Below are 18,227 nucleotides of genomic sequence, written 5' to 3'. Positions count from 1 at the left end.
GCGTGTCGGTGGCCGCCGGACGGTTTGGATGGGCCGCATGAGAGCCCTGCTGGCGCGGTGGCAGCTGCCGGCGCTGATCGAGCACCACGACCCGAGCGGGGTCAAGGCGCTCTACTCGGCCGTCAACGCCTTCGTCTCGGTCGCCGTGATGGCGCTGATCGCGCACTACTCGAACGAGCCGTTCCTCTTCCCGTCGCTGGGACCGACCGCCTTCCTGCTCTTCTACACGCCGATGACGGCGCCGGCCTCGCCGCGCAACACCGTCTGCGGGCACCTGATCGGCGTGCTCGCCGGCTACCTGGCGCTGGCCGCGACCGGGCTGCTGCACACCGGTCCCAACCTCGACGACATCGGCTGGAGCCGGGTGGCGGCCGCCGCCATCGCGCTCGGCGCCACCTGCGGGCTGATGCCGCTGCTCGGGGTGGCCCACCCGCCGGCCGGTGCCACCACGCTGATCGTCGCGCTCGGGCTGCTGCGCACCCCGCGGCAGCTGTCCGTGGTGATGCTCGCGGTGCTGGTGCTGGTGCTGCAGGGGGTGCTGGTCAACCGGCTGGCGGGGATCCGCTACCCGCTCTGGCGGCCGGCGGTCGAGGGCGGGCCGACAATGGGGAGTGGACGCCCCGTCTCCGGAAGGGGGCAGCGATGATCGTGCGGATCTGGGAGGCGCAGGTCGCGCCGAAGATGGTCGCCGAGTTCTGCGCCGTGCTCGAGTCACAGGTGATGCCGCAGCTGGTCGGCCTGGAGGGATACCTCGGCGGGGAGCTGCTGCGCTCGCTGCCGGACAGCACGCACCGCGTGCTGGTGATCACCCGCTGGCGCGACGAGGAGGCGCTGCGCGGCTACGCCGGGCCGATGTGGGCGGTGCGGCCGGTCTGGTCGGAGAGCGAGCTCGGCTACCTGGAGCATCCGCCCGAGGTGGCGCACTTCAGCGTGCTGGTGAACCAGTAGCGGCGAGCGAGCCGATCGCAAAATAGTCTTTGCAAACATTTCTTTGCGGTCTATGGTCGTTGCCATGACCGACCCCACCGGCGATCCCGGCCCGAGCCGGATCGTCCTCGACGCCAGGGCGCTGCGCGCCCTCTCCCACCCGCTGAGAGTGCGGGTGCTCGGCCTGCTCCGCCGCAACGGGCCCTCCACCGCCACCCGGCTGGCCGGGCAGCTGGACCTCAACTCCGGCGCCACCAGCTACCACCTGCGCCAGCTCGCCGCTGCCGGGCTGGTCGAGGAGGACACCGAGCGCGGCAACGCCCGCGACCGCTGGTGGCGGGCGGTGCACCGGTCCAGCAGCCTGGACGACAACGAGCTCGCCGACTCCGACGCCGGACAGGCCTACCTGCAGTCGGTGCTCGCCAGCCAGGCGCTGCTCGCCCAACGCACCGTCAACAACCTGCCCGCCCTGCGGGGGCCCTGGCGGGAGGCCTTCGACCTCAGCAACTGGGGGCTGCGGCTGACGCCCGAGGAGGCGGTCCGGCTGAACGAGGAGCTGGCCGCGGTGGTCGGCCGCTACCGGAGCGACGTCCCCGAACTGCGGTCGCAGGCGCCGGCCGGCGCCGAGCGGGTGACCCTGATCCTGCACCAGCTGCCGGAGCCGGAGCCGGAACCGGAGGCCGAGGAGGAGTGAGGTCCTTGGTGCGCACCCCGTCCCCGCTGGTCAGGCTGCTGCTCGCGAACGGCGTCTCGCTGCTCGGCACCCGGGCCGCCGCCATCGCGCTGCCCTGGTTCGTGCTGGTCAGCACCGGCAGCGCGGCCCGCACCGGCCTGGTGGCCGCCGGCGAACTGCTGCCCTACGTGCTGGCCAAGGCGGCCTGCGGGCCGCTGGTCGACCGGCTCGGCAGCCGCCGGGTCGCGGTCACCGCCGACCTGCTGAGCGCGGGCGCCGCCGCCCTGGTCCCGCTGCTGCACGCCACCGGCCTGCTCTCGCTTCCCGCGCTGCTGTGCTGCGCCGCGCTGCTCGGCGCCCTGCGCGGACCGGGCGACCTGGCCAAGTACGTGATGATCCCGGAGCTGGCCGAGCAGACCGGCCAGCCGCTGGAACGGGCCAGCGGACTGGTCTCGGTGGCCGAACGGCTGGCCCAGGGCACGCTCGGCCCGGCGGTCGGCGGCGTGCTGGTCACGGCCTTCGGGCCGCTGGCGGCGATGCTGGTGAACGCCGGCTCGTTCGCGGTGGTCGCCGCGGTGGTCGGCCTCGGGCTGCCGCGCGCGCTCGGCGCCGCCCGTCCGTCGCGCTCGGAGCCGTCGGAGCCGTCGGAGCCGTCCGGTGGCGGGTACTGGCGGGAGTTCGGGGAGGGGCTGGCCTTCCTGCGGGCGGACCGGCTGCTGTTCTGGCTGACCGTCATGATCACGGTGACCAACCTGCTGGACGCCGCCTTCAGCGCCGTGCTGCTGCCGGTCTGGACCCAGCGCAACGGGCACGGCGCCGATGTGCTGGGCCTGCTCTACGCCTCCTCCGGGCTGGCCGGGGTCGGCGGCAGCGCGATCGCCGCCGCGATCGCGCACCGGATGCCGCGGCGGGTGGTCTTCTTCACCGCCTTCCTCTTCGCCGGCGCGCCCCGCTACCTCGCGCTCGCCTTCCACCTGCCGCTGCCCGGGATCGTCGGGGTGTTCGCGCTCTCGGGCTTCACCGCCGGGTTCCTCAACCCGATCCTCGGCGCCATCGACTTCGAACGGATTCCGCGCCACCTGCTCGGGCGGGTCGGCGCCATCGGGGACGCGCTCGGCTGGGCCGGGGTCCCGCTCGGCGGGCTGCTGGCCGGGGTCGCGGTCGGGACGCTCGGGCTGGTGCCGGTGCTGCTGCTGGCCGGCGGGCTGTACTTCGCCACCACCAACTGCACCGGGCTGCGGCCGGAGTGGCGGGAGATGGACCGGCGGCGGCCGGCCCGGCCGGCGGTGCCGGTGGCCGACCACCCGTCAGGAACCCTGGAGGCCGCGCGGGAGTGACCCGCACTGGGCCGGGCGGGTCACGGCGGGCGCCCGGGGGTTTCCCCGGCGCGCCCGCCGGTGATGGGTTGGCGCGTCCGCCCACTGCTCCCCGGAGGTCCCGCCCGTGCCGCTCACCTGCCGCCCGCCGCTGACCGGCCGTCACGGGCGCGCGGTCACCGCGCTGCTCGCCGCCGCGCTGACACTGCTCTCGGCGGGACCCGCCGCCGCGGGCCGGCCCTGCGGCGGTGCGGAGCTGCGGGCCCGGCTGCAGCAGCTGGTCGACCGGCCGGACGGGCCGCCCGGCGTCATCGCCGTGCTGCGGGACGGCGACCGGGTGCGGGTCTACCGCGCCGGGACCGCCGAACTCGGCACCGGGCAGCCGCCGCCACCGGCGGACCACATGCGGCTGGCCAGCGCCGCCAAGGCGCTCAGCGGTGCGGTGGCGCTGCGGCTGGTGGACCAGGGAGCGCTCGGACTGGACGACACCCTCGCCGAGCGGCTGCCCGCCCTGCCCGCCGCCTGGGGCGCGGTGACGCTGCGCCAACTGCTCCAGCACACCAGCGGGCTGCCGGACTACAGCAGGGATCCGCTCTTCGTCGAGCAGCTCCTCGCCGATCCGCACCGGGTCTTCGACTCCCGCCACCTGCTGGACTACGTCGCGGGCGCGCGCCTGGAGTTCCCGCCCGGCAGCCGCTACCAGTACTCCAACTCCGACAACATCGCCGTAGCCCTGATGGCCGAGGCCGCCACCGGGCAGCGGTACGAGGACCTGCTCGCCGACCAGGTCTACCGGCCGCTGGGGCTCACCCGCACCAGCCTGCCGAGCGGCTACCAGCTGCCCGAGCCGTACCTGCACGGCTACGCCTACGACCCGCAGGACCCGGGCGCGCCGCCGGAGGACGTCAGCACCCAGTTCGGCGCCTCGGGTTCCTGGGCCTCGGGCGGCATCGTCTCCACGCCCTCGGACTTCAGCGCCTTCGCGGCCGGCTACGCGGGCGGCCCGCTGATCAGCGAGACCACCCGGGCCCAGCAGCGGGCCTTCGTCCCCGGTGCCTCCGAGCCGGCCGGGCCGGGGGAGAACCGGGCGGGCCTGGCGATCTTCGAGTACCGCACCCGCTGCGGCACGGTCTTCGGGCACACCGGCAACACCGCCGGGTACACCCAGTTCGGCGCGGGCACGGCGGACGGGCGGCGCAGCGTGACCGTCTCGCTGACCAGGCAGGTGAACCAGCGGCTCGCGCCGGAGCTGCTGGAGCAGCTGCGCGGGGTGGAGGAGGACTTCGTCTGCGCGCTGCTGCAGGGGTAGGGGGCGATGGCGGGTGGTCGGCGCTAGCGGGGCGGTGCCAGGACCACCGGCCAGTCCTCCTCCGCCTGGGCGCCCGCGCTGCTGAGCAGCAGGGTGACCGGCTCCAGGCGGTCCGTCAGACCGCTGTCGACGGGCGTCTGCGCCTCCAGCAGCAGCACCGCGTTCTCGTCAAGGGCGGACCGGTGCCGGAAGTCGGCCGGGTCGACTTCCAGCGCGCGGAGCACGGCCGGGTAGACGGCCAGGCCGATCCAGAGCGAGTCCCCGCTGACCCGCCGCTCGGCCCAGCCGTCGGTGCGCGCCAGATAGAAGGCCTCGTCGCCCTCGTAGCAGTACTCCCAGAGCCGGGCGGCCACCCGCTCGCCCGGCGAGCCCGCCGGATCCACGATCAGGACCGGTACCGGGGGCCGGAGCTGGATGCTGGTCACGCCGCCCAGTAGAACACGGCGGGCTGACGGACGATCAGTCAGCCGGTGAAGCCCGCCTCGGCCAGCAGCACGTCGATCCGGGCCCGGTGCTCGGCCTGCCACGCGTCCAGGGTCTGCGCGGCCTCCTCGGCCAGCCGGGCCTTCGCCGCCGCCAGCACCTCGGCCGCGCGCTCGCGCGGCGTCACCACCACGCCCTCCTCGTCGCCGACCACCAGGTCGCCCTGCCGCACCGTCACGCCCCCGCAGACCACCGGCTCGCCCAGCGGCCGCGCCGCCGCCTTGCCGCCGGGCACCGGCACCACGCCGCGGGCCAGCACCGGGAACCCCATCGCCCGGATCTCCGCCAGGTCGCGGAGCACCCCGTCCAGCACGAACCCGGCGATCCCGCGCCGCTGCGCCACGGCGCAGACGTTGCCCCCGGCGAGGGCGTACCGCAGGTCCCCGCCGGAGGAGACCACCACCACCGAGCCCGGCTCGGCCCGGTGGATCGCCGCGTGCAGCATCAGGTTGTCGCCCGCCGGGCAGCTCACCGTGAAGGCCGGCCCCGCCAGCCGCATCATCGGCGCGTACACCGGCCGGATGCCGAGGTCCATCACCTGCGCCGCGCCCACCACATCCGCCAGCGTGGTCGGGGACAGCTCCGCGAAACCCTTGATCGTCTCCATCCGGCCAACCTAACGCCCCGTCAGGTCCCCGGGCGGTATCCGGCACACCGGGCGACGCGGGGCGCCGGGCCGGAACGACGGCGGGCGCCGGGTCCGAAGACCCGACGCCCGATGTCGAAGGTGCGGGCGCGGCAACGCCTTTCCTTCGAAGCCCTGGGTCGTGGTGGAGTCCGTCACACCTAGGGGCTGGGGTCCTTCCATGACGGAAGTTCCCGATTCGTGGACCACCCTCACACGCGGGCGGGGCCCAGGGCAATCGCAAGGCGGACGGCTGCGCATCAAAACGCCCGGGGCTCGCCATCGGGGCGCCGTGGTGGTAGCTTTGCCCGCCCTCGCGGCCGCCGGAGCGGGCCCGGGACGGGAAAGACCAGGTCAGCGGCGGTGTCGTGGACGGGGAGTGACGGAGTGTCACCTCGCGGGGGGTGGTCACGCTGAGTAGTTCGCGGGAAACGGCCCGCTGATGACCGCGGGATCGGGGATTTCCGCGGCAGGACGCCTGTGCATCAATCCGGTCTCACGCTCTGTCACCGGTAGGGCCCTCGGGTGCACGGTGATTTAATCGTGAAACGGCGTCAGAACGCGGTCGGCAAGCCGCAGTTCACTCGTGACGCCCGGTTCGGAGTCCGTCGGTGACCCGGTCCAGGACCCGGGTCCGAGCACACCTACGTTGGGAGTCCCCCGATCATGCACCACCCCCATCCCTCAGACGGCCGGAGCGCCGCCACCGGCGCGGCCGGCTCAGCCGTCTCCCGCGTGGAGACCGTGCCCCCGCTGCCCTCCCGCCCCGCGCCGTCCGGCATCGAGGGCATCCTGATCGTCGTGGTGATCCTCACCGGCATCGTGATGACCATCCTCGGCGAGTCCACCGCGATGGTCATCGAACTGCTCGGCGGTCTGGCCTACGTGGCCGCGAAGCTCGTGGTCACCGCCCGCACCGCGGGCATCGCCGCCGCAGTGCAGAGGTGACCCGGATCCGATGGGACGGCCGGAACGGCCGCTCGGCGGAGTGATGCAGGTCAACGCGCTCGCGCAGCGGCTCCGGTCGCTGCGCGAGCGCGCGGGCCTGTCCTACCGTCAGCTGGCCGAGACCACTCGGTACAACGCCTCGACCTTCTCGCGCGCCGCCAGCGGTTCGACGGTGCCCTCGGAGGAGGTGCTGGCGGTCTACGGCGAGCGGTGCGGTGCCAGCGAGACCGAGCAGCGGGCGCTGCACGGCCTCTGGCAGGCGGCCCGGCGCGCCGGGCGGACGGCGCCGCGCGCGGTCCGGCTGGAGCTGATCCAGCAGCCCGACGAACTGTGCGCCGCGATGCTCGCCCTGCACCTGCGGGTCGGCCGCCCCTCGCTGCGCGCACTCGAACGGCGGGCCGGCGGCTACGGGCAGCTGCCGCGCAGCAGCCTCAACGCGGTGCTGCGGGGGCAGGCGATGCCCAGCCGCGCGCTGCTGGAGCAGTTCGTCCGCGCCTGCTTCCGGGGGCGCGGAAACGACGAGGTCGAGCGCTGGCTCAGGGCCTGGGACCGGGTCCGCGCCACGCGGCTCACCCGGCCGGAGGCGGCGGACCTGCTGCTGCGCTTCCAGGACCGGCTGAAGGTCGAGCTCCAGCCGGACGGCAGCCTGCGGCTGAGCCTGCCGGCCACGGCGGGCGGCGGCTCGGGCGGCTCTTCGTCAGGCTCCTCGTCCGGTTCCTCGTCCGGATGGAACCTGCGGATCGATCCGGTGACGACCGTCTTCAGACCGCAACCGCGCTGATCGGCGGAAGGGAGCAGGAGCGTGAACGGCATCTCGGACCTCGTGCGGCGGGTCGACGACCGGGCCCAGCGGGAGCGCGGGCAACTGCCCGCGCGGATCAGCGAACAGGCGCTCACGGCGGCGGAGCACGTGCTCGGCTTCGCGCTGCCCCCGGTGCTGCGCCTGCTCTACAGCCGGGTCGCCAACGGCGGCTTCGGCCCCGGCCACCTGCTGCTGCCACTGGCCGGCGACGGCCGCACGGTGCTCTCGGAGTACGGCCACCTGCGCACCGCGGGCCGGGAGTTCTGGCCCCGCGGGGTGCTGCCCATCCTCGACCGGGGCTGCGGCAGGTACGCCGGCGTGGACTGCCTAGACCCCGCCGCACCGGTGCTGCTCTTCGAGCCGAACGGCGGGCCGGCGGACTGGGCGGACGCGTGGTTCCTGGATTCCTCGTCGCTCACGCGGTGGCTGGTGTCCTGGTTGGACGGCACCGGGTGGTGGGCGGGCGTCGGCGAGCCCGGCCGGTGGCCGGCGGCCTCCGAGCGGCTGGGGGCGGGGGTGGGGGTGGGGGAGTGACCACCGGGACGGGGCGGACGCGGGGGAACGCCGGCGGAGATCGACCCGTCGCCGAGACCTGTGCGCTGAGCACGCCGACAGTCCGGCGGCCCGGCCCCTGGCGCGCGCCGTAGGGTGACCCCATGGACGCCCCCGCTACCACCCTCCCCGGTCTCACCCCCGAATTCATCGCCTTCTGGACCGAGCGGCACATCTGCACGCTCACCACGATGCGGCCGAACGGCACGCCGCACGTGGTGCCGGTCGGGGTGACCTTCGATCCCGGGACCGGGATCGCGCGGGTGATCACCAGCCGGGAGAGCCGCAAGGCGCGCAATGTGGCGGCGGCGGGTGCGGCGGGGGCGCGGGTGGCGCTCTGTCAGGTGGACGGCGGGCGGTGGGCGACGCTGGAGGGGGTCGCCGTGCTGCGGGAGGAGCCGGAGCAGGTGGCGGACGCCGAGCGGCGGTACACCGAGCGGTACCGGGCGCCGCGGGCGAACCCGGAGCGCGTGGTGATCGAGATCGCCGTCACCCGCACGCTGGGCCGGGGGACGCCGCCGCGGCCGGCGAGCTGAGCGCCGCCCGGCGCAGCTCCCGCAGCACCTGCGGCTCGATGCCCAGCACCCGGGCGCGGACCAGCACCGGGTGGGCCCGCAGTGCCGCGCCGGCCTGCTCGTAGGCGGCCCAGCGCCGGTCGAACTCGTCCTGCTCCGCCGCCGCCCAGGTGCACCGCTGGACCGCCTGGTGCGGGGCCGGGTAGGCCGCCCGGCGGTGGTCCCGCACGGCCAGCGCGAAGTCGCCGACCGCCCGGTCGGCCGCCAGCACGCGGTGCTGGAGGGCGATCAGGTCGTCGGGCAGGGCCAGCGGCAGCAGGGTCGCGGTCGTGGTGAGCACGGTGAAACCGTAGGGGACGGGTGTGACAGGAAGGTGTTGACGCGATGTCAGCCGAACGGCGGACCGTCAGCGAACCGTTACAGCCCCTCGGCGAAGGCGTACGAGGACGGCACGGAGACCTGGCCGTTCTCCGCGGCGGTGCCGTAGACCAGGGCGATCTCGTCGTGGGCGCTCAGCGGGATCGCGGCGGGGTCGCCGCTCGCCGGCTTGCCGTTGACGTACGCGGTCAGCGTGTGGGTGCCGTCGGCGGTGTTGCCGCCCAGGTGGTCGGCGGCGAGCGAGACCTGCCACTCGGTCATGAACTGGCCGAGCGTGAAGTCGGTCTTGAGCGGTGACTCGATGTGGATAACGCCGCTGGTGTCGTGGGTGTGCAGCGGGCTGATCCGCTGCGCGCCCTCGTCGATGCCGATCAGCGGCGGTACGGCGACCTGCTTGCCGTCGACGTAGACGTCCAGGTGGGCGTGGATGTGCTCGACGGTGCCCTCGGAGTCCAGCATCGGCAGCCCGGCCGCGGCGACGGCGGCGGCTGGGTCGGACGGCGCGTCCCAGGGGCCGGCGGTGGTCCGGCCGTCGGCGGTGGTGCGCGGGTGGGCGGGCATCGCGGCGGCCGTGCCCGAGCTCGCGCCGGAGCCGCTGTGCTGGGTGACGGCGACGGCGGAGACGCCCCCGACCAGCGCCAGGCCGAGCGCGCCGATGGCGCCGCGGACCAGCAGGCGGCGGCGCCGCTCGGCGCGCAGCTCGGCCTGGCGGGCGGCGGCCGCCCGGGCGCGGCGGTCGGCGATCCGCTCGGTGGGCTGCTTGCGGTTGTCGGGGTGCTTGGCCATGTCGATCCTGTTCGTCGGCGGGCTTCGGCAGGGGTGGGGTTCCGGGTCCGGTTCTGGTTCGAATTTGAACCCGAATTCGAACGTACCGCGCGAAACGGACGGACCGCGAAGGATGCGGATGAATGTGAGCCAGGCCGCGCCGTATCGCCAGGTCCGAAATCCGCCAGTCCCGCCCGAGCCGACCAGGCAGAGTAGAGGGGACGAAGAGACCGGCCGCAGAGAGGCGCACCACCGTGACCAGCACCGTTCACACCACCGTCGACAGCCCGCTCGGCCCGCTGCTGCTGGTCGGCGAGCGCTCCGCGACCGCCGCCGGCGGCCTGCTGCTGCACTCGCTCTCGATGACCGGCCAGAAGCGCGCCGTCACCGTCGGGCCCGACTGGAGCGCGGACGCGGACGCCTTCGCCGACCTCGCCGAGCAGCTGACCGGATACTTCGCCGGGGAGCGCGAGGGCTTCGAGGTCGGGCTGCAGACCGCCGGCACCGAGTTCCAGCAGCGCGTCTGGGCGGCGATCGACGCCATCCCGTACGGCGAGACGACCAGCTACGGGCGGCTGGCCGAGCAGATCGGCGCGCCGCGCGCGGCCGTCCGGGCGGTCGGCGCGGCGATCGGGGCGAACCCGGCGCTGATCGTCCGCCCGTGCCACCGGATCGTCGGCGCCGACGGCGCGCTGACCGGGTACGCGGGCGGGCTGGAGCGCAAGGAGTACCTGCTCGGCCGGGAAGGCGCGCTGCTCCGCGGCTGACTAGACGGTGCCGAGCGCCCGGTCGATCAGCTCGCACAGCTCCTGGTCGGCAAGGACCCGCTGGTAGCCCCAGCCCGCCGCGAAGCGGCGGTCCGAGCGGCGCAGCGTGCGGAGCGCGGTCCGCACGGCCGGGCGGACCGCGCCCAGGCCGACCAGGGCCTCCAGCGCGGGGCGGAAGGAGCGGGGCAGGTCGACCTCCTCGGCGGCGGCGGACAGCAGTTCCTCCTCCAGGGCTCCGACGGCCTCGTCGACCGGGCCGTCCGGGTCGATCGCGAGCAGCACGCGGGCGGCCTCGACGCGGGACCAGCCGGTGGTGTACGCCAGCGCATGGCGGACCCGGTCGGCGCAGGCGGCGGCGTCGCGGCCGAACTCGGCGAGGGCCGGGTATGGACCGTGGTCGGGGTCGGTCGCGGTCAGCACCGCGTCCGTGTAGTAGCGCAGCGCTGCCGCGCGGTCCCCCCGGATCCGGAGGGCGGTGGAGGCGACGAAGGCGTGGTTGCCGGGGTGGTCGAGCACCTTGGCCGCGCGCAGGGCCGCCTCCGCGTCGGCGGCGGCCGGGCCGATCGCGGACAGGACCTGGACGGCGTGACTCGCCGTCCAGCTGTGGGCGAGCAGCGGCAGCACCTCGGGCAGTGCAGGCAGGGCGTCCTCACCCCAGGCGGCGAGCACGGCCAGCACCTCGCGGTTCGCCGCGCCGTCGCGCAGCAGCTCGCGCAGCTCGGGGAGCAGGGCGGCCGCGTGGGCGCGCAGCGGGGCGAGCAGGTCGGTGAGCTCCGGCACGCGCGGGTCGGAGGCCACGTAACCCCAGCCCTCCGGGGAGCGGTAGGGCGCGTACGCCCGCTCGACCAGGCCGGGCAGGCCGCGCGGGTCGCCGATCCGGGTGAGCGCCCAGCGGGCGAAGTCGCAGACCCTGGCGTCGTAGTAGTCGTCCTCGGCCTCGTCCTCGAGCAGGTCGGCGAGGCGGTCGGCGTACCGGGCGGCCGCCGGGCCGAGGGCGGCGAGGATGTTGACGGCGCGCAAGCGGACGGCGCCGTCGGGGTCGTCCAGCAGCTCGCCGGCCAGCGGCAGCAGCGGGGCGGCGGGGGAGCGCCGCTGGACCAGCAGCTCCCAGGCGAGCTCCATCGCGACCCGGCGCAGCGGGGCGTCACCGGTCCGCCGGCCCGTCTCGAGGAGGCGGAGGGGGAAGGCGAGTTCTGCGTCCGGGTACGGGCGGAGGAGGGCCGCCGTGCGGTGCACCAGGACGTCGTGGCCGAAGGAGGTCTCGAAGCCCGGGAGGAACCACTCCTGCTCGAACCGGGGACGGGCGGTCCGGTCGGCGAACAGCTCGACCAGGAGGTCGAGCTGACGGACCGGCAGCTCGGGGTCGACGTCCGAGGAGGCGTCCAGGGCGGCGAGGCGGAACACCGGGTCGTCGCCGGTCAGCAGGCGGGCGAGGAGGGCCCGGAGTTCGGCGGCCGCCGGGTCGGCGGAGGCCGCGACCTCGCCGAAGGCGAGCAGCAGGGGGATGCGGACGGTGGGGTCCGACTCGGCCTGCCAGCGGTGCAGCAGCTGGGCGCCGTCGGCGAGCGGGATCGCCTCCCGCCGCACGGCGGGGGCCGGGTCGGCGAGCAGGGCCGGGACCCAGTCGCGGTCGTCGGGGGTGGCGATCCGCGTCAGCAGCTCGACCAGCGCGGTGCGGGCGCCGAACCCGGGGTCGGCGAGGAGCCCGCGGAGGAAGGGCCGGGCGGCCACGGCGGCCTCGGGGACGGGCCGGCCCTCGGCGGGGACGAGCGGGTGCCAGAGCTCGTGGCAGTCCTCCTCGACGGCCGACGGGCCTGCGGCGGCCAGCCGGCGCAGGACGACGGGGACCTCCGTGGGCGGGAAGGCCGGGTTCGCCGTCGCCAGCCGCTCCCAGGGCACGGCGGCGAGCGCCGCCAGGTCCATCGCCAAGACCACATCCCCCGTCCGTGGGCCGAACGGCTCATGCTGCCGGACGGAGGCTGATCTGTCGCATGAATTCGGGCGGAGACGTGGGGCGGTGGGACGCCACCGAGGGCGCCTACCCCTCGATCACCTTCACCGGCCGCAGCGGCTCCAGCAGTTCCGCCGCCACCCACTCCATCGCCTCGACCAACCGCAGCGCCCCGAACGGCATCCAGAGGGAGACCATCGACAGCCCTGCCGCCCCCAACTCCCCGAGCGCGTCCAGCAGCTGCGCCCGGCTCGCGCCCGGCCCGCCCAGCGGTGCGCCCGGCAGCGGCACCTCGGGCTCGAAGCCCGGCGGCACCAGGAAGCAGACGCTGGACAGCTTCAGCTCCCCGGCATCGCGGCCGACCTCCTCACCGAGCGCGGCGAGCCGTCCACGCGCCTCGTGCACCTGCGCCGCCGTGGAGACCCCGCCGTGCCAGCCGTCGCCGAACCGCAGCGCCCGGCGCAGGGCGGCGTCGCTCTGGCCGCCGATCCAGACCTCCGGCCCGCCCTTGGCACGCGGGGTGGTGGCGGGGCGCACACCGTCCAGGGTGGTGAACCGGCCGCGGTGGTGCACCGGCTCGCCGGACCAGAGCGCCCGCAGCACGGTCAGCGCCTCGTCGGTGCGGGCGCCGCGGTGGCGGGGTTCGAGGCCCAGGGCGGCGAACTCCTCGGGGTTCCAGCCGGTGCCGACGCCGAGCGCGAAGCGTCCGCCGGAGATCACGTCCAGGCTGGCGGCCTGCTGGGCCACGATCAGCGGGTGGCGGTAGGGGAGCGCCAGGATGCTGGTGGCCAGCCGGATCCGCCCCGTCGCGCCGGCCACCGCCGAGAGCACCACCAGCGGGTCCAGGGTGGCGCCGCCCTCGCTCGCCAGCACGTGGTCGGACATCAGCAGGTAGTCGAAGCGCAGCTGCTCCGCCCGCACTGCCGTCTGCAGCACCGTCCCGCCCGCGCCGGCCGGCCAGCGCGGCGGCTCCAGGGATACGCCCAGTTGCATCGTGCGGTGCCGCCTTCCAGGAATCCGGGGGTTCGCGACCCACCCTAGACCGCGGCTGACGCGGCGTCAGCCCATCCCACGTTGTATTCTGCAACTACCATCGCAGCCACAGCAGCAAGGAGCACGTCGTTGGCCGCCCGGGACGCCTCGATCGACACCATCCAGCGCGAGCTGACCGCCTTCGCCCGCCGGGCCCGGCACAAGGCCTCGCAACTGCACCCCGAGCTCTCCCTGGTGACCTACAGCATGCTCGACCTGATGTACGAGCGCGGCGGCTGCCGGGCGGCCGACCTGGCCGCGCACTTCCTGCTCGACAAGTCGACGGTCAGCCGGCAGGTCGGCGCGCTGGAGAAGCTGGGGCTGGTCGACCGGGAGACCGACCCGGAGGACCACCGCGGGCAGATCCTGCGGCCCAGCGAGGCCGGGCTGCTGCTGCTCCGGGAGGCCTACGAGATGCGGCGGCGCTCCTTCACCGAGCGGTTCACCGGCTGGAGCGACGAGGACCTGGCCGACCTGGCCCGCCACCTGGTGCGCTACGGCGAAGCCGACTGAGCCGCCGCGGCGCCGGCACAACGCGCCGTGGCCGGCCGCCCGACGGAATCGTCGGAGCGGCCGGCCACGAGGGGCAGTGGAGCTCGGGATCAGTACGCCGAGTGGGTCTGCCAGAAGGCCCAAGCGGCGTTCGGGCTGCCGTAGGTCTCGTTCATGTACTGCAGCGCCCACTTGATCTGGGTGGCCGGGTTGGTCTGCCAGTCGGCGCCCGCGGAGGCCATCTTGTTGCCGGGCAGGGCCTGCGGCAGGCCGTAGGCACCCGAGCTGGGGTTGGTCGCGGTGATGTTCCAGCCGGACTCGTGGGTGATGATCTGGTCGAACGCGGCCAGCTGGCCGGCCGGGACGATGGAGGCGGCCAGCGCCTGCAGCGAGCCCGCGGAGGTGTCGGCCGGGGCGGTGACGGCGGTCTGGGTGGTGGTCGCGGCGGCCGGCGCGGACTTGGCCGGGGCGCTCTGCTGCTGCGCCGGGGCCTGGGTCCGGGCCGGAGCCTGGGTCTGCGCCTGGGCCGGAGCGGCCGCGGCCTGCTGCTGGCCGCCGAGCGACAGGTGCTGGCCCGGGAAGATCGTGTCGGGACCGTGGGTCAGCACGGACTTGTTCAGCTGGTACAGGCCCTGCCAGCCGCCCTGCACGTTGTGCGCGTTGGCGATCTTGAACAGGGTGTCGCCACCGCGGACGGTGTAGCCCGCCGGAGCGGCGGCCTGGGTCTGCGCCGGGGCGGCGGCCTGCGGGGCCGACTGCACCTGGGCGGCCGGCTTCGCGGCGGCCGGGGCGGCCTGCTGCTGGGCCGGGGCGGTGTAGCGGTGGTGCTGCTGCGCGGCGTGGTGCTCCGGGGCGTGGTGCTCCGGGGCGGCGCTGGCGCCACCGGCGGCGATCAGCGGAAGGCCGGCGCCGACACCGGCGATCACGGCGATGGCGACGGTGCGCTTGACGGCGGCGCGGCTGGGCAGGCTGGGACGACCGTTGACGGACATCATGACGTGCGATTCCTCTCCCACGCCTACGAGGTGAGCTGTCGGATTCGGGCTGGAGTTGCCCGGCCGCGCTGAGCACGGCTTCACCCCAAGCCCCGCCCGGACGAGTCCGGGTGGGGCGACTTACCTGTGGTTCCCCCGCCCCTGCCGCGGTGCTGGTGCACGTGCTCGCTCGGTCCGGTGGCAGGGCTCGGCGTTCCGGAGAGCGAGGTTCGTGTGGAGACGAACGAGATGCACCGTAAACAGGCCGACGGTCCTATCACAAGCGGATGTGAGGTGTCTCATGTTCGGACCGGGGCCTCGAGGGGAAGGCGCCAGGGTCTTGCCGCCGGCCTCAGCCCTCCTGCCAGAGCGTCGGCGAGACCCCGCCCGGGACGGCGTCCGCCGGGCCGTACGGCTGCCGGGTGAGCACCGTGCCGCCGAGGTCCAGGTGCGAGACCGAGCCGTCCGCCCGGTGCACCACCCGCAGCTGCTCGCCCGCGTGGTAGCCGTCCTGCGCCGTCCAGCTGCCGTCCGGGTCGGCCCGGAAGTGCGTGCAGTCGCCGTCCGCCTCGCGCAGCGTCAGGCCGCGCTTGGTCATCAGCACCAGGGTGAGCGGTGCCGGGCCCCAGAACCAGTGGCCGGTCAGCGCCAGCAGCTCCGGGTCCACCTCGATCGCCGGGCGCCAGGGCTCGGGGAAGCGCGGCTCGCGGTCCGCCACGATCCGCAGCAGATCGGCAGCGACCCGGCCGGGCGCGGCACCTGACGTGGCGTTGGCCAGCACCACCGCCGCCACGTCCTCCTCCTCGCAGGCCCAGAGCGCGGCCCGGAAGCCCGGCACCGAACCGGTGTGCCCGAAGAGCAGCCGGCCGTGCTCGCGGCGCAGTTGCAGGCCCAGTCCGTAGCCCTCGGTCCAGTCGCCGTCCGGGGCCGCGGCCGGACGGCGCATCTCGGCCAGGGTCTGCGCCGAGAGCACCTTGTCGTTGCCGAAGGTGGTCCCGCAGGAGAGGAAGGCGGCGAGCCGGCCCAGGTCGGCGGCGGTGGACCAGAGCTGGCCGGCCGGCGCCATCCGCCCGGTGTCGGTCAGCGGCTCGGCCGTCATCACGTCCGCCCACGGGTGCACCGCGAAGCCGCCCGCGTGCGGGGCCTGCGGCAGCGGGGTGGTGCGGGTCATGCCCAGCGGCTCCAGCACCTCCTGGCGCAGCGCCTCCGCCCAGGGCTGCCCGCGCAGCCGCTCCACCAGCGCGCCGAGCAGCGCGAAGCCCGCGTTGGAGTAGTGGAACCGCTCGCCCGCCGGGTGCCGGAACGGCTGCTCCTCCAGCAGGTCGGCCAGACCGGGCCGGAGCGAGCCGTCGGTCCGCTCCCACCAGGGGCCGGGCGGCTCGGTGGCCAGCCCGGCGGTGTGGCTGAGCAGCTCGCGCACCGTCGCCCCGCCGGCCGCGGTGCCGGGCAGGTGCTGCTCCAGCGGGTCGGCCAGGTCGAGCAGCCCCTCGTCGCGCAGCCGCAGCACCAGCACGGCGGTGAGCGGCTTGGTGACCGAGCCGATCCGGAACTGCACGTCGGTACCGGGCGCGTGGCCGTCGATCATGCTGCGCGCCCCGGTCCAGACCGGCTGGCCGCCGCGCAGCACGGCGGCCAGCATGGACGGCGTCCGGCCCTCGGCCTGACCCACCGCCACCCGGTGCAGCAGCGCCCGGCGGGTCTCGGGCAGCAGTTCCAGGGACGGCAACTCATCCGACACGTCCGGCATCTGACCTCGCATTCAGGGATGTGGGGGTGGCCGACGTTCGACCTTACCGGGCCCGGGCCCCGATGGCCCGGCAATACCGCGCTCGCTATGCTGACCCGGCCCGCGGGGAGCGGGCGGCGCGACCGGCCCGGCCGACCGGGCACGGCCGCGCGCGCAGACGGGGCACACACGGGGAACCCAGGGGGAGCAGTGCAGCAGACCGGTGACGAGTTCGACCTGACGAAGCTTCAGACGGACCGCCCGCACCCCGCGCGGATCTACGACTACTGGCTGGGCGGCAAGGACAACTTCCCGCCGGACCGGGCCGCCGCCGAGCACGCGATCAGCGTCTCCGCCGACATCCCCGCCGCCGCCCGGGAGAACCGCGCCTTCCTGCAGCGCGCCGTGCGGCTGGCCGCCCGTTCCGGCATCCGGCAGTTCGTCGACGTCGGCGCCGGGCTGCCCTCGGCGGGCAACGTGCACCAGGTCGCCCAGGAGATCGACCCGCAGGCCCGGGTGGTCTACGCGGACAACGACCCGATCGTGCTCACCCACGGCCGCGCCCTGCTGGCCGAGAACCGCACCACCACGGTGCTGCGCGGCGACGTGCGGGAGCTGGACCGGCTCTTCGAGCGGCCGGAGCTGCTGGACCTGATCGACTTCGAGCAGCCGGTGGCCGTGCTGCTGGTCGCGGTGCTGCACTTCGTCGCCGACGAGCAGGCGCACAAGGCCGTGCGGCAGGTGCTGGACCGGGTCGCGCCCGGCAGCCTGCTGCTGCTCTCCAACAGCACCCACGAGGGCAACCCGGAGCGGGCCGCCGAGGCCGCCAAGACCTGGGACAAGACCGAGACCGGCATCCGGCTGCGCACCCGGGCCGAGGTGGCGGAGTTCTTCGACGGCTGGGAGCTGCTGGAGCCGGGCGTGGAGTTCGTGCCGCTCTGGCGGCCGGAGGGGCCGACCGAGGGCAGCACCCGCTGGATGTACGCGGGCGTCGGCCGCAAGGCCTGAATCCTCCGCTCCTCCTGGTGTGCGCCGGGGGCGTGCGCGTGGCTAAGGTCGGCGCCATGAGACGCCGCAGCACGCCCGCCACCGCCCCCCTGCCGCAGCGGCGCGGGGTCGACCCGGTCCGGGTCCGGCTGCCGCTGGAGGGCGACTGGCCCACCGTCGCCGCCTACCTCGCGCACCGGCTGCCGGACCAGCTGGCCGAGCGGCTGGCCGAGATGGTCCGCGGCGGCGAGATCCACGCCGCCGACGGCCCGATCGACGACCGCACCCCTTATTCCCCCGGCACCGAGGTCTGGTTCCACCGCGACCTGCCGCCCGAGGTGCCGGTGCCGTTCCCGCTGGAGCTGGTGCACCGCGACGAGCGGCTGGTGGTGCTGGACAAGCCGCACTTCCTGGCCACCACCCCGCGCGGCAGCCACGTGGTGCAGACGGCGCTCTCCCGGCTGCGCGACGAGCTGGGGCTGCCCCAGCTGGTGCCCGCGCACCGGCTGGACCGGCTGACCGCCGGGCTGGTGATGTTCGTGGCCGACCCGCGGGCCCGTGGCGCCTACCAGACGCTCTTCCGGGACCGGCTGGTCCGCAAGGAGTACCAGGCCGTCGCCCCCTACCGGGCCGGCCTGGAGCTTCCGGTCACGGTGCGCAGCCGGATGGTCAAGGAGCGCGGCGTGCTGGCGGCCCGCGAGGAGCCGGGGGAGGTGAACGCGGTCAGCCGGGTCGAGCTGCTGGAGCGGCGCGGCGGGCTGGCCCGCTACCGGCTGGAGCCGCTGACCGGCCGGACCCACCAGCTGCGGCTGCACATGTGCTCGCTCGGCATCCCGATCGCCAACGACCCCGTCTATCCCGAGGTGCTGCCGGCCGCCGCGCCGGACGACTTCTCCCGGCCGCTGCAGCTGCTGGCGAGCACCCTGGAGTTCACCGACCCGATCACCGGCGCCGAGCTGCGGCTGCGCTCGCGCCGCACCCTCGGCGCCTGGGAGGCGTGAGAAG

21 protein-coding genes and 1 riboswitch are annotated in these 18,227 nt (G+C 75.0%); of the genes, 13 read left to right on the top strand and 8 right to left on the bottom strand.

Translation table 11 applies throughout. The features are described 5' to 3' along the window. Positions 1-37 precede the first annotated feature (37 nt). From ACFYNO_RS12035 to ACFYNO_RS12015, 5 genes are all read left to right on the top strand, one after another. On the top strand, positions 38-646 hold the full coding sequence (locus tag ACFYNO_RS12035; protein ID WP_388009476.1) for an HPP family protein: 609 nt from the start codon (positions 38-40) through the stop codon (positions 644-646). Continuing rightward, positions 643-948 carry an antibiotic biosynthesis monooxygenase family protein gene (locus ACFYNO_RS12030; protein ID WP_388009473.1) on the top strand — a complete coding sequence of 102 codons (306 nt, stop codon included), beginning with the start codon at positions 643-645 and terminating at the stop codon, positions 946-948. Before ACFYNO_RS12035 ends, ACFYNO_RS12030 begins: the two co-directional genes overlap by 4 nt. Before the next feature lie 64 nt (positions 949-1,012). Continuing rightward, on the top strand, positions 1,013-1,621 hold the full coding sequence (locus ACFYNO_RS12025; protein ID WP_388009470.1) for a helix-turn-helix domain-containing protein: 609 nt from the start codon (positions 1,013-1,015) through the stop codon (positions 1,619-1,621). A gap of 8 nt (positions 1,622-1,629) precedes the next feature. Continuing rightward, a complete protein-coding gene (locus ACFYNO_RS12020; protein WP_388009467.1) occupies positions 1,630-2,937 on the top strand; it encodes an MFS transporter in 1,308 nt (435 codons plus the stop codon). Between the two features lie 106 nt (positions 2,938-3,043). Further along, positions 3,044-4,225 carry a serine hydrolase domain-containing protein gene (locus tag ACFYNO_RS12015; RefSeq protein ID WP_388009464.1) on the top strand — a complete coding sequence of 394 codons (1,182 nt, stop codon included), beginning with the start codon at positions 3,044-3,046 and terminating at the stop codon, positions 4,223-4,225. A gap of 23 nt (positions 4,226-4,248) precedes the next feature. Here the strand turns inward: ACFYNO_RS12015 and ACFYNO_RS12010 are convergent, their stop codons facing one another. Next, positions 4,249-4,650 carry a hypothetical protein gene (locus tag ACFYNO_RS12010; protein ID WP_388009461.1) on the bottom strand — a complete coding sequence of 134 codons (402 nt, stop codon included), beginning with the start codon at positions 4,648-4,650 and terminating at the stop codon, positions 4,249-4,251. A 38-nt stretch (positions 4,651-4,688) separates the two neighbouring features. Further along, a complete protein-coding gene (locus ACFYNO_RS12005; protein WP_388009458.1) occupies positions 4,689-5,315 on the bottom strand; it encodes an RraA family protein in 627 nt (208 codons plus the stop codon). A 684-nt stretch (positions 5,316-5,999) separates the two neighbouring features. Here ACFYNO_RS12005 and ACFYNO_RS12000 point away from each other — a divergent pair. The 4 genes from ACFYNO_RS12000 (at position 6,000) to ACFYNO_RS11985 (ending at position 8,171) form a co-directional block, all read left to right on the top strand. Continuing rightward, positions 6,000-6,281, top strand: a complete 282-nt coding sequence (locus ACFYNO_RS12000) for a hypothetical protein (protein ID WP_388009455.1) — start codon at positions 6,000-6,002, stop codon at positions 6,279-6,281. 10 nt (positions 6,282-6,291) lie between these two features. Next, positions 6,292-7,062, top strand: a complete 771-nt coding sequence (locus tag ACFYNO_RS11995) for a helix-turn-helix domain-containing protein (RefSeq protein ID WP_388009452.1) — start codon at positions 6,292-6,294, stop codon at positions 7,060-7,062. Between the two features lie 21 nt (positions 7,063-7,083). After that, positions 7,084-7,617, top strand: coding sequence for an SMI1/KNR4 family protein (locus tag ACFYNO_RS11990; RefSeq protein ID WP_388009449.1), 534 nt, complete (start codon positions 7,084-7,086; stop codon positions 7,615-7,617). A 122-nt stretch (positions 7,618-7,739) separates the two neighbouring features. Next, entirely contained in the window at positions 7,740-8,171 is a 432-nt protein-coding gene (locus tag ACFYNO_RS11985) for a TIGR03618 family F420-dependent PPOX class oxidoreductase (RefSeq protein ID WP_388009446.1), read from the top strand. Here ACFYNO_RS11985 and ACFYNO_RS11980 read toward each other — a convergent pair. Further along, positions 8,125-8,490: a hypothetical protein gene (locus ACFYNO_RS11980; protein WP_388009443.1), complete on the bottom strand. Its 366-nt coding sequence runs from the start codon at positions 8,488-8,490 to the stop codon at positions 8,125-8,127. The genes ACFYNO_RS11985 and ACFYNO_RS11980 overlap by 47 nt on opposite strands. Positions 8,491-8,567: 77 nt before the next feature. Continuing rightward, complete coding sequence (locus ACFYNO_RS11975) at positions 8,568-9,314, bottom strand: hypothetical protein (RefSeq protein WP_388009440.1); 747 nt, start codon at positions 9,312-9,314, stop codon at positions 8,568-8,570. A gap of 233 nt (positions 9,315-9,547) precedes the next feature. Between ACFYNO_RS11975 and ACFYNO_RS11970 the strand changes: the two genes are divergently transcribed. Next, the gene (locus ACFYNO_RS11970; RefSeq protein WP_388009437.1) at positions 9,548-10,060 is read left to right on the top strand and encodes a methylated-DNA--[protein]-cysteine S-methyltransferase; all 513 of its coding nucleotides are present in this window, start codon (positions 9,548-9,550) and stop codon (positions 10,058-10,060) included. On the opposite strand, the gene ACFYNO_RS11965 is transcribed toward ACFYNO_RS11970, so the two are convergent. Further along, positions 10,061-11,989 carry a HEAT repeat domain-containing protein gene (locus ACFYNO_RS11965; protein WP_388009434.1) on the bottom strand — a complete coding sequence of 643 codons (1,929 nt, stop codon included), beginning with the start codon at positions 11,987-11,989 and terminating at the stop codon, positions 10,061-10,063. Positions 11,990-12,098: 109 nt separating this feature from the next. Then, a complete protein-coding gene (locus ACFYNO_RS11960) occupies positions 12,099-13,004 on the bottom strand; it encodes an LLM class flavin-dependent oxidoreductase (RefSeq protein WP_388009431.1) in 906 nt (301 codons plus the stop codon). 129 nt (positions 13,005-13,133) lie between these two features. Between ACFYNO_RS11960 and ACFYNO_RS11955 the strand changes: the two genes are divergently transcribed. Further along, positions 13,134-13,556: a MarR family winged helix-turn-helix transcriptional regulator gene (locus tag ACFYNO_RS11955; RefSeq protein WP_388009428.1), complete on the top strand. Its 423-nt coding sequence runs from the start codon at positions 13,134-13,136 to the stop codon at positions 13,554-13,556. A gap of 89 nt (positions 13,557-13,645) precedes the next feature. Here the strand turns inward: ACFYNO_RS11955 and ACFYNO_RS11950 are convergent, their stop codons facing one another. Together ACFYNO_RS11950 and ACFYNO_RS11945 are read right to left on the bottom strand one after the other, a co-directional pair. Further along, positions 13,646-14,530 carry a transglycosylase SLT domain-containing protein gene (locus ACFYNO_RS11950; protein ID WP_388009425.1) on the bottom strand — a complete coding sequence of 295 codons (885 nt, stop codon included), beginning with the start codon at positions 14,528-14,530 and terminating at the stop codon, positions 13,646-13,648. 7 nt (positions 14,531-14,537) lie between these two features. Beyond that, positions 14,538-14,698, bottom strand: a riboswitch (cyclic di-AMP (ydaO/yuaA leader). 163 nt (positions 14,699-14,861) lie between these two features. Continuing rightward, positions 14,862-16,247: a serine hydrolase domain-containing protein gene (locus tag ACFYNO_RS11945; RefSeq protein ID WP_388009422.1), complete on the bottom strand. Its 1,386-nt coding sequence runs from the start codon at positions 16,245-16,247 to the stop codon at positions 14,862-14,864. A gap of 198 nt (positions 16,248-16,445) precedes the next feature. On the opposite strand from ACFYNO_RS11945, the gene ACFYNO_RS11940 reads away from it, so the two are divergent. Beyond that, positions 16,446-17,243, top strand: coding sequence for an SAM-dependent methyltransferase (locus ACFYNO_RS11940; RefSeq protein ID WP_388009419.1), 798 nt, complete (start codon positions 16,446-16,448; stop codon positions 17,241-17,243). A gap of 56 nt (positions 17,244-17,299) precedes the next feature. Further along, complete coding sequence (locus tag ACFYNO_RS11935; RefSeq protein ID WP_388009416.1) at positions 17,300-18,223, top strand: pseudouridine synthase; 924 nt, start codon at positions 17,300-17,302, stop codon at positions 18,221-18,223. Positions 18,224-18,227 lie beyond the last annotated feature (4 nt).

It is taken from the genome of Kitasatospora sp. NPDC006697 (assembly GCF_042869935.1).
In the GTDB taxonomy this organism is placed as follows: domain Bacteria; phylum Actinomycetota; class Actinomycetes; order Streptomycetales; family Streptomycetaceae; genus Kitasatospora.
This window is presented reverse-complemented; position numbering and strand designations above follow the sequence as displayed.

Coding starts and splice junctions, on each gene's coding strand:
- ACFYNO_RS12035 (WP_388009476.1), top strand. CDS start 38: ATGAGAGCCCTGCTGGCGCGGTGGCAGCTGCCGGCGCTGATCGAGCAC.
- ACFYNO_RS12030 (WP_388009473.1), top strand. CDS start 643: ATGATCGTGCGGATCTGGGAGGCGCAGGTCGCGCCGAAGATGGTCGCC.
- ACFYNO_RS12025 (WP_388009470.1), top strand. CDS start 1,013: ATGACCGACCCCACCGGCGATCCCGGCCCGAGCCGGATCGTCCTCGAC.
- ACFYNO_RS12005 (WP_388009458.1), bottom strand. CDS start 5,315: ATGGAGACGATCAAGGGTTTCGCGGAGCTGTCCCCGACCACGCTGGCG.
- ACFYNO_RS12000 (WP_388009455.1), top strand. CDS start 6,000: ATGCACCACCCCCATCCCTCAGACGGCCGGAGCGCCGCCACCGGCGCG.
- ACFYNO_RS11995 (WP_388009452.1), top strand. CDS start 6,292: ATGGGACGGCCGGAACGGCCGCTCGGCGGAGTGATGCAGGTCAACGCG.
- ACFYNO_RS11985 (WP_388009446.1), top strand. CDS start 7,740: ATGGACGCCCCCGCTACCACCCTCCCCGGTCTCACCCCCGAATTCATC.
- ACFYNO_RS11975 (WP_388009440.1), bottom strand. CDS start 9,314: ATGGCCAAGCACCCCGACAACCGCAAGCAGCCCACCGAGCGGATCGCC.
- ACFYNO_RS11960 (WP_388009431.1), bottom strand. CDS start 13,004: ATGCAACTGGGCGTATCCCTGGAGCCGCCGCGCTGGCCGGCCGGCGCG.
- ACFYNO_RS11950 (WP_388009425.1), bottom strand. CDS start 14,530: ATGATGTCCGTCAACGGTCGTCCCAGCCTGCCCAGCCGCGCCGCCGTC.
- ACFYNO_RS11935 (WP_388009416.1), top strand. CDS start 17,300: ATGAGACGCCGCAGCACGCCCGCCACCGCCCCCCTGCCGCAGCGGCGC.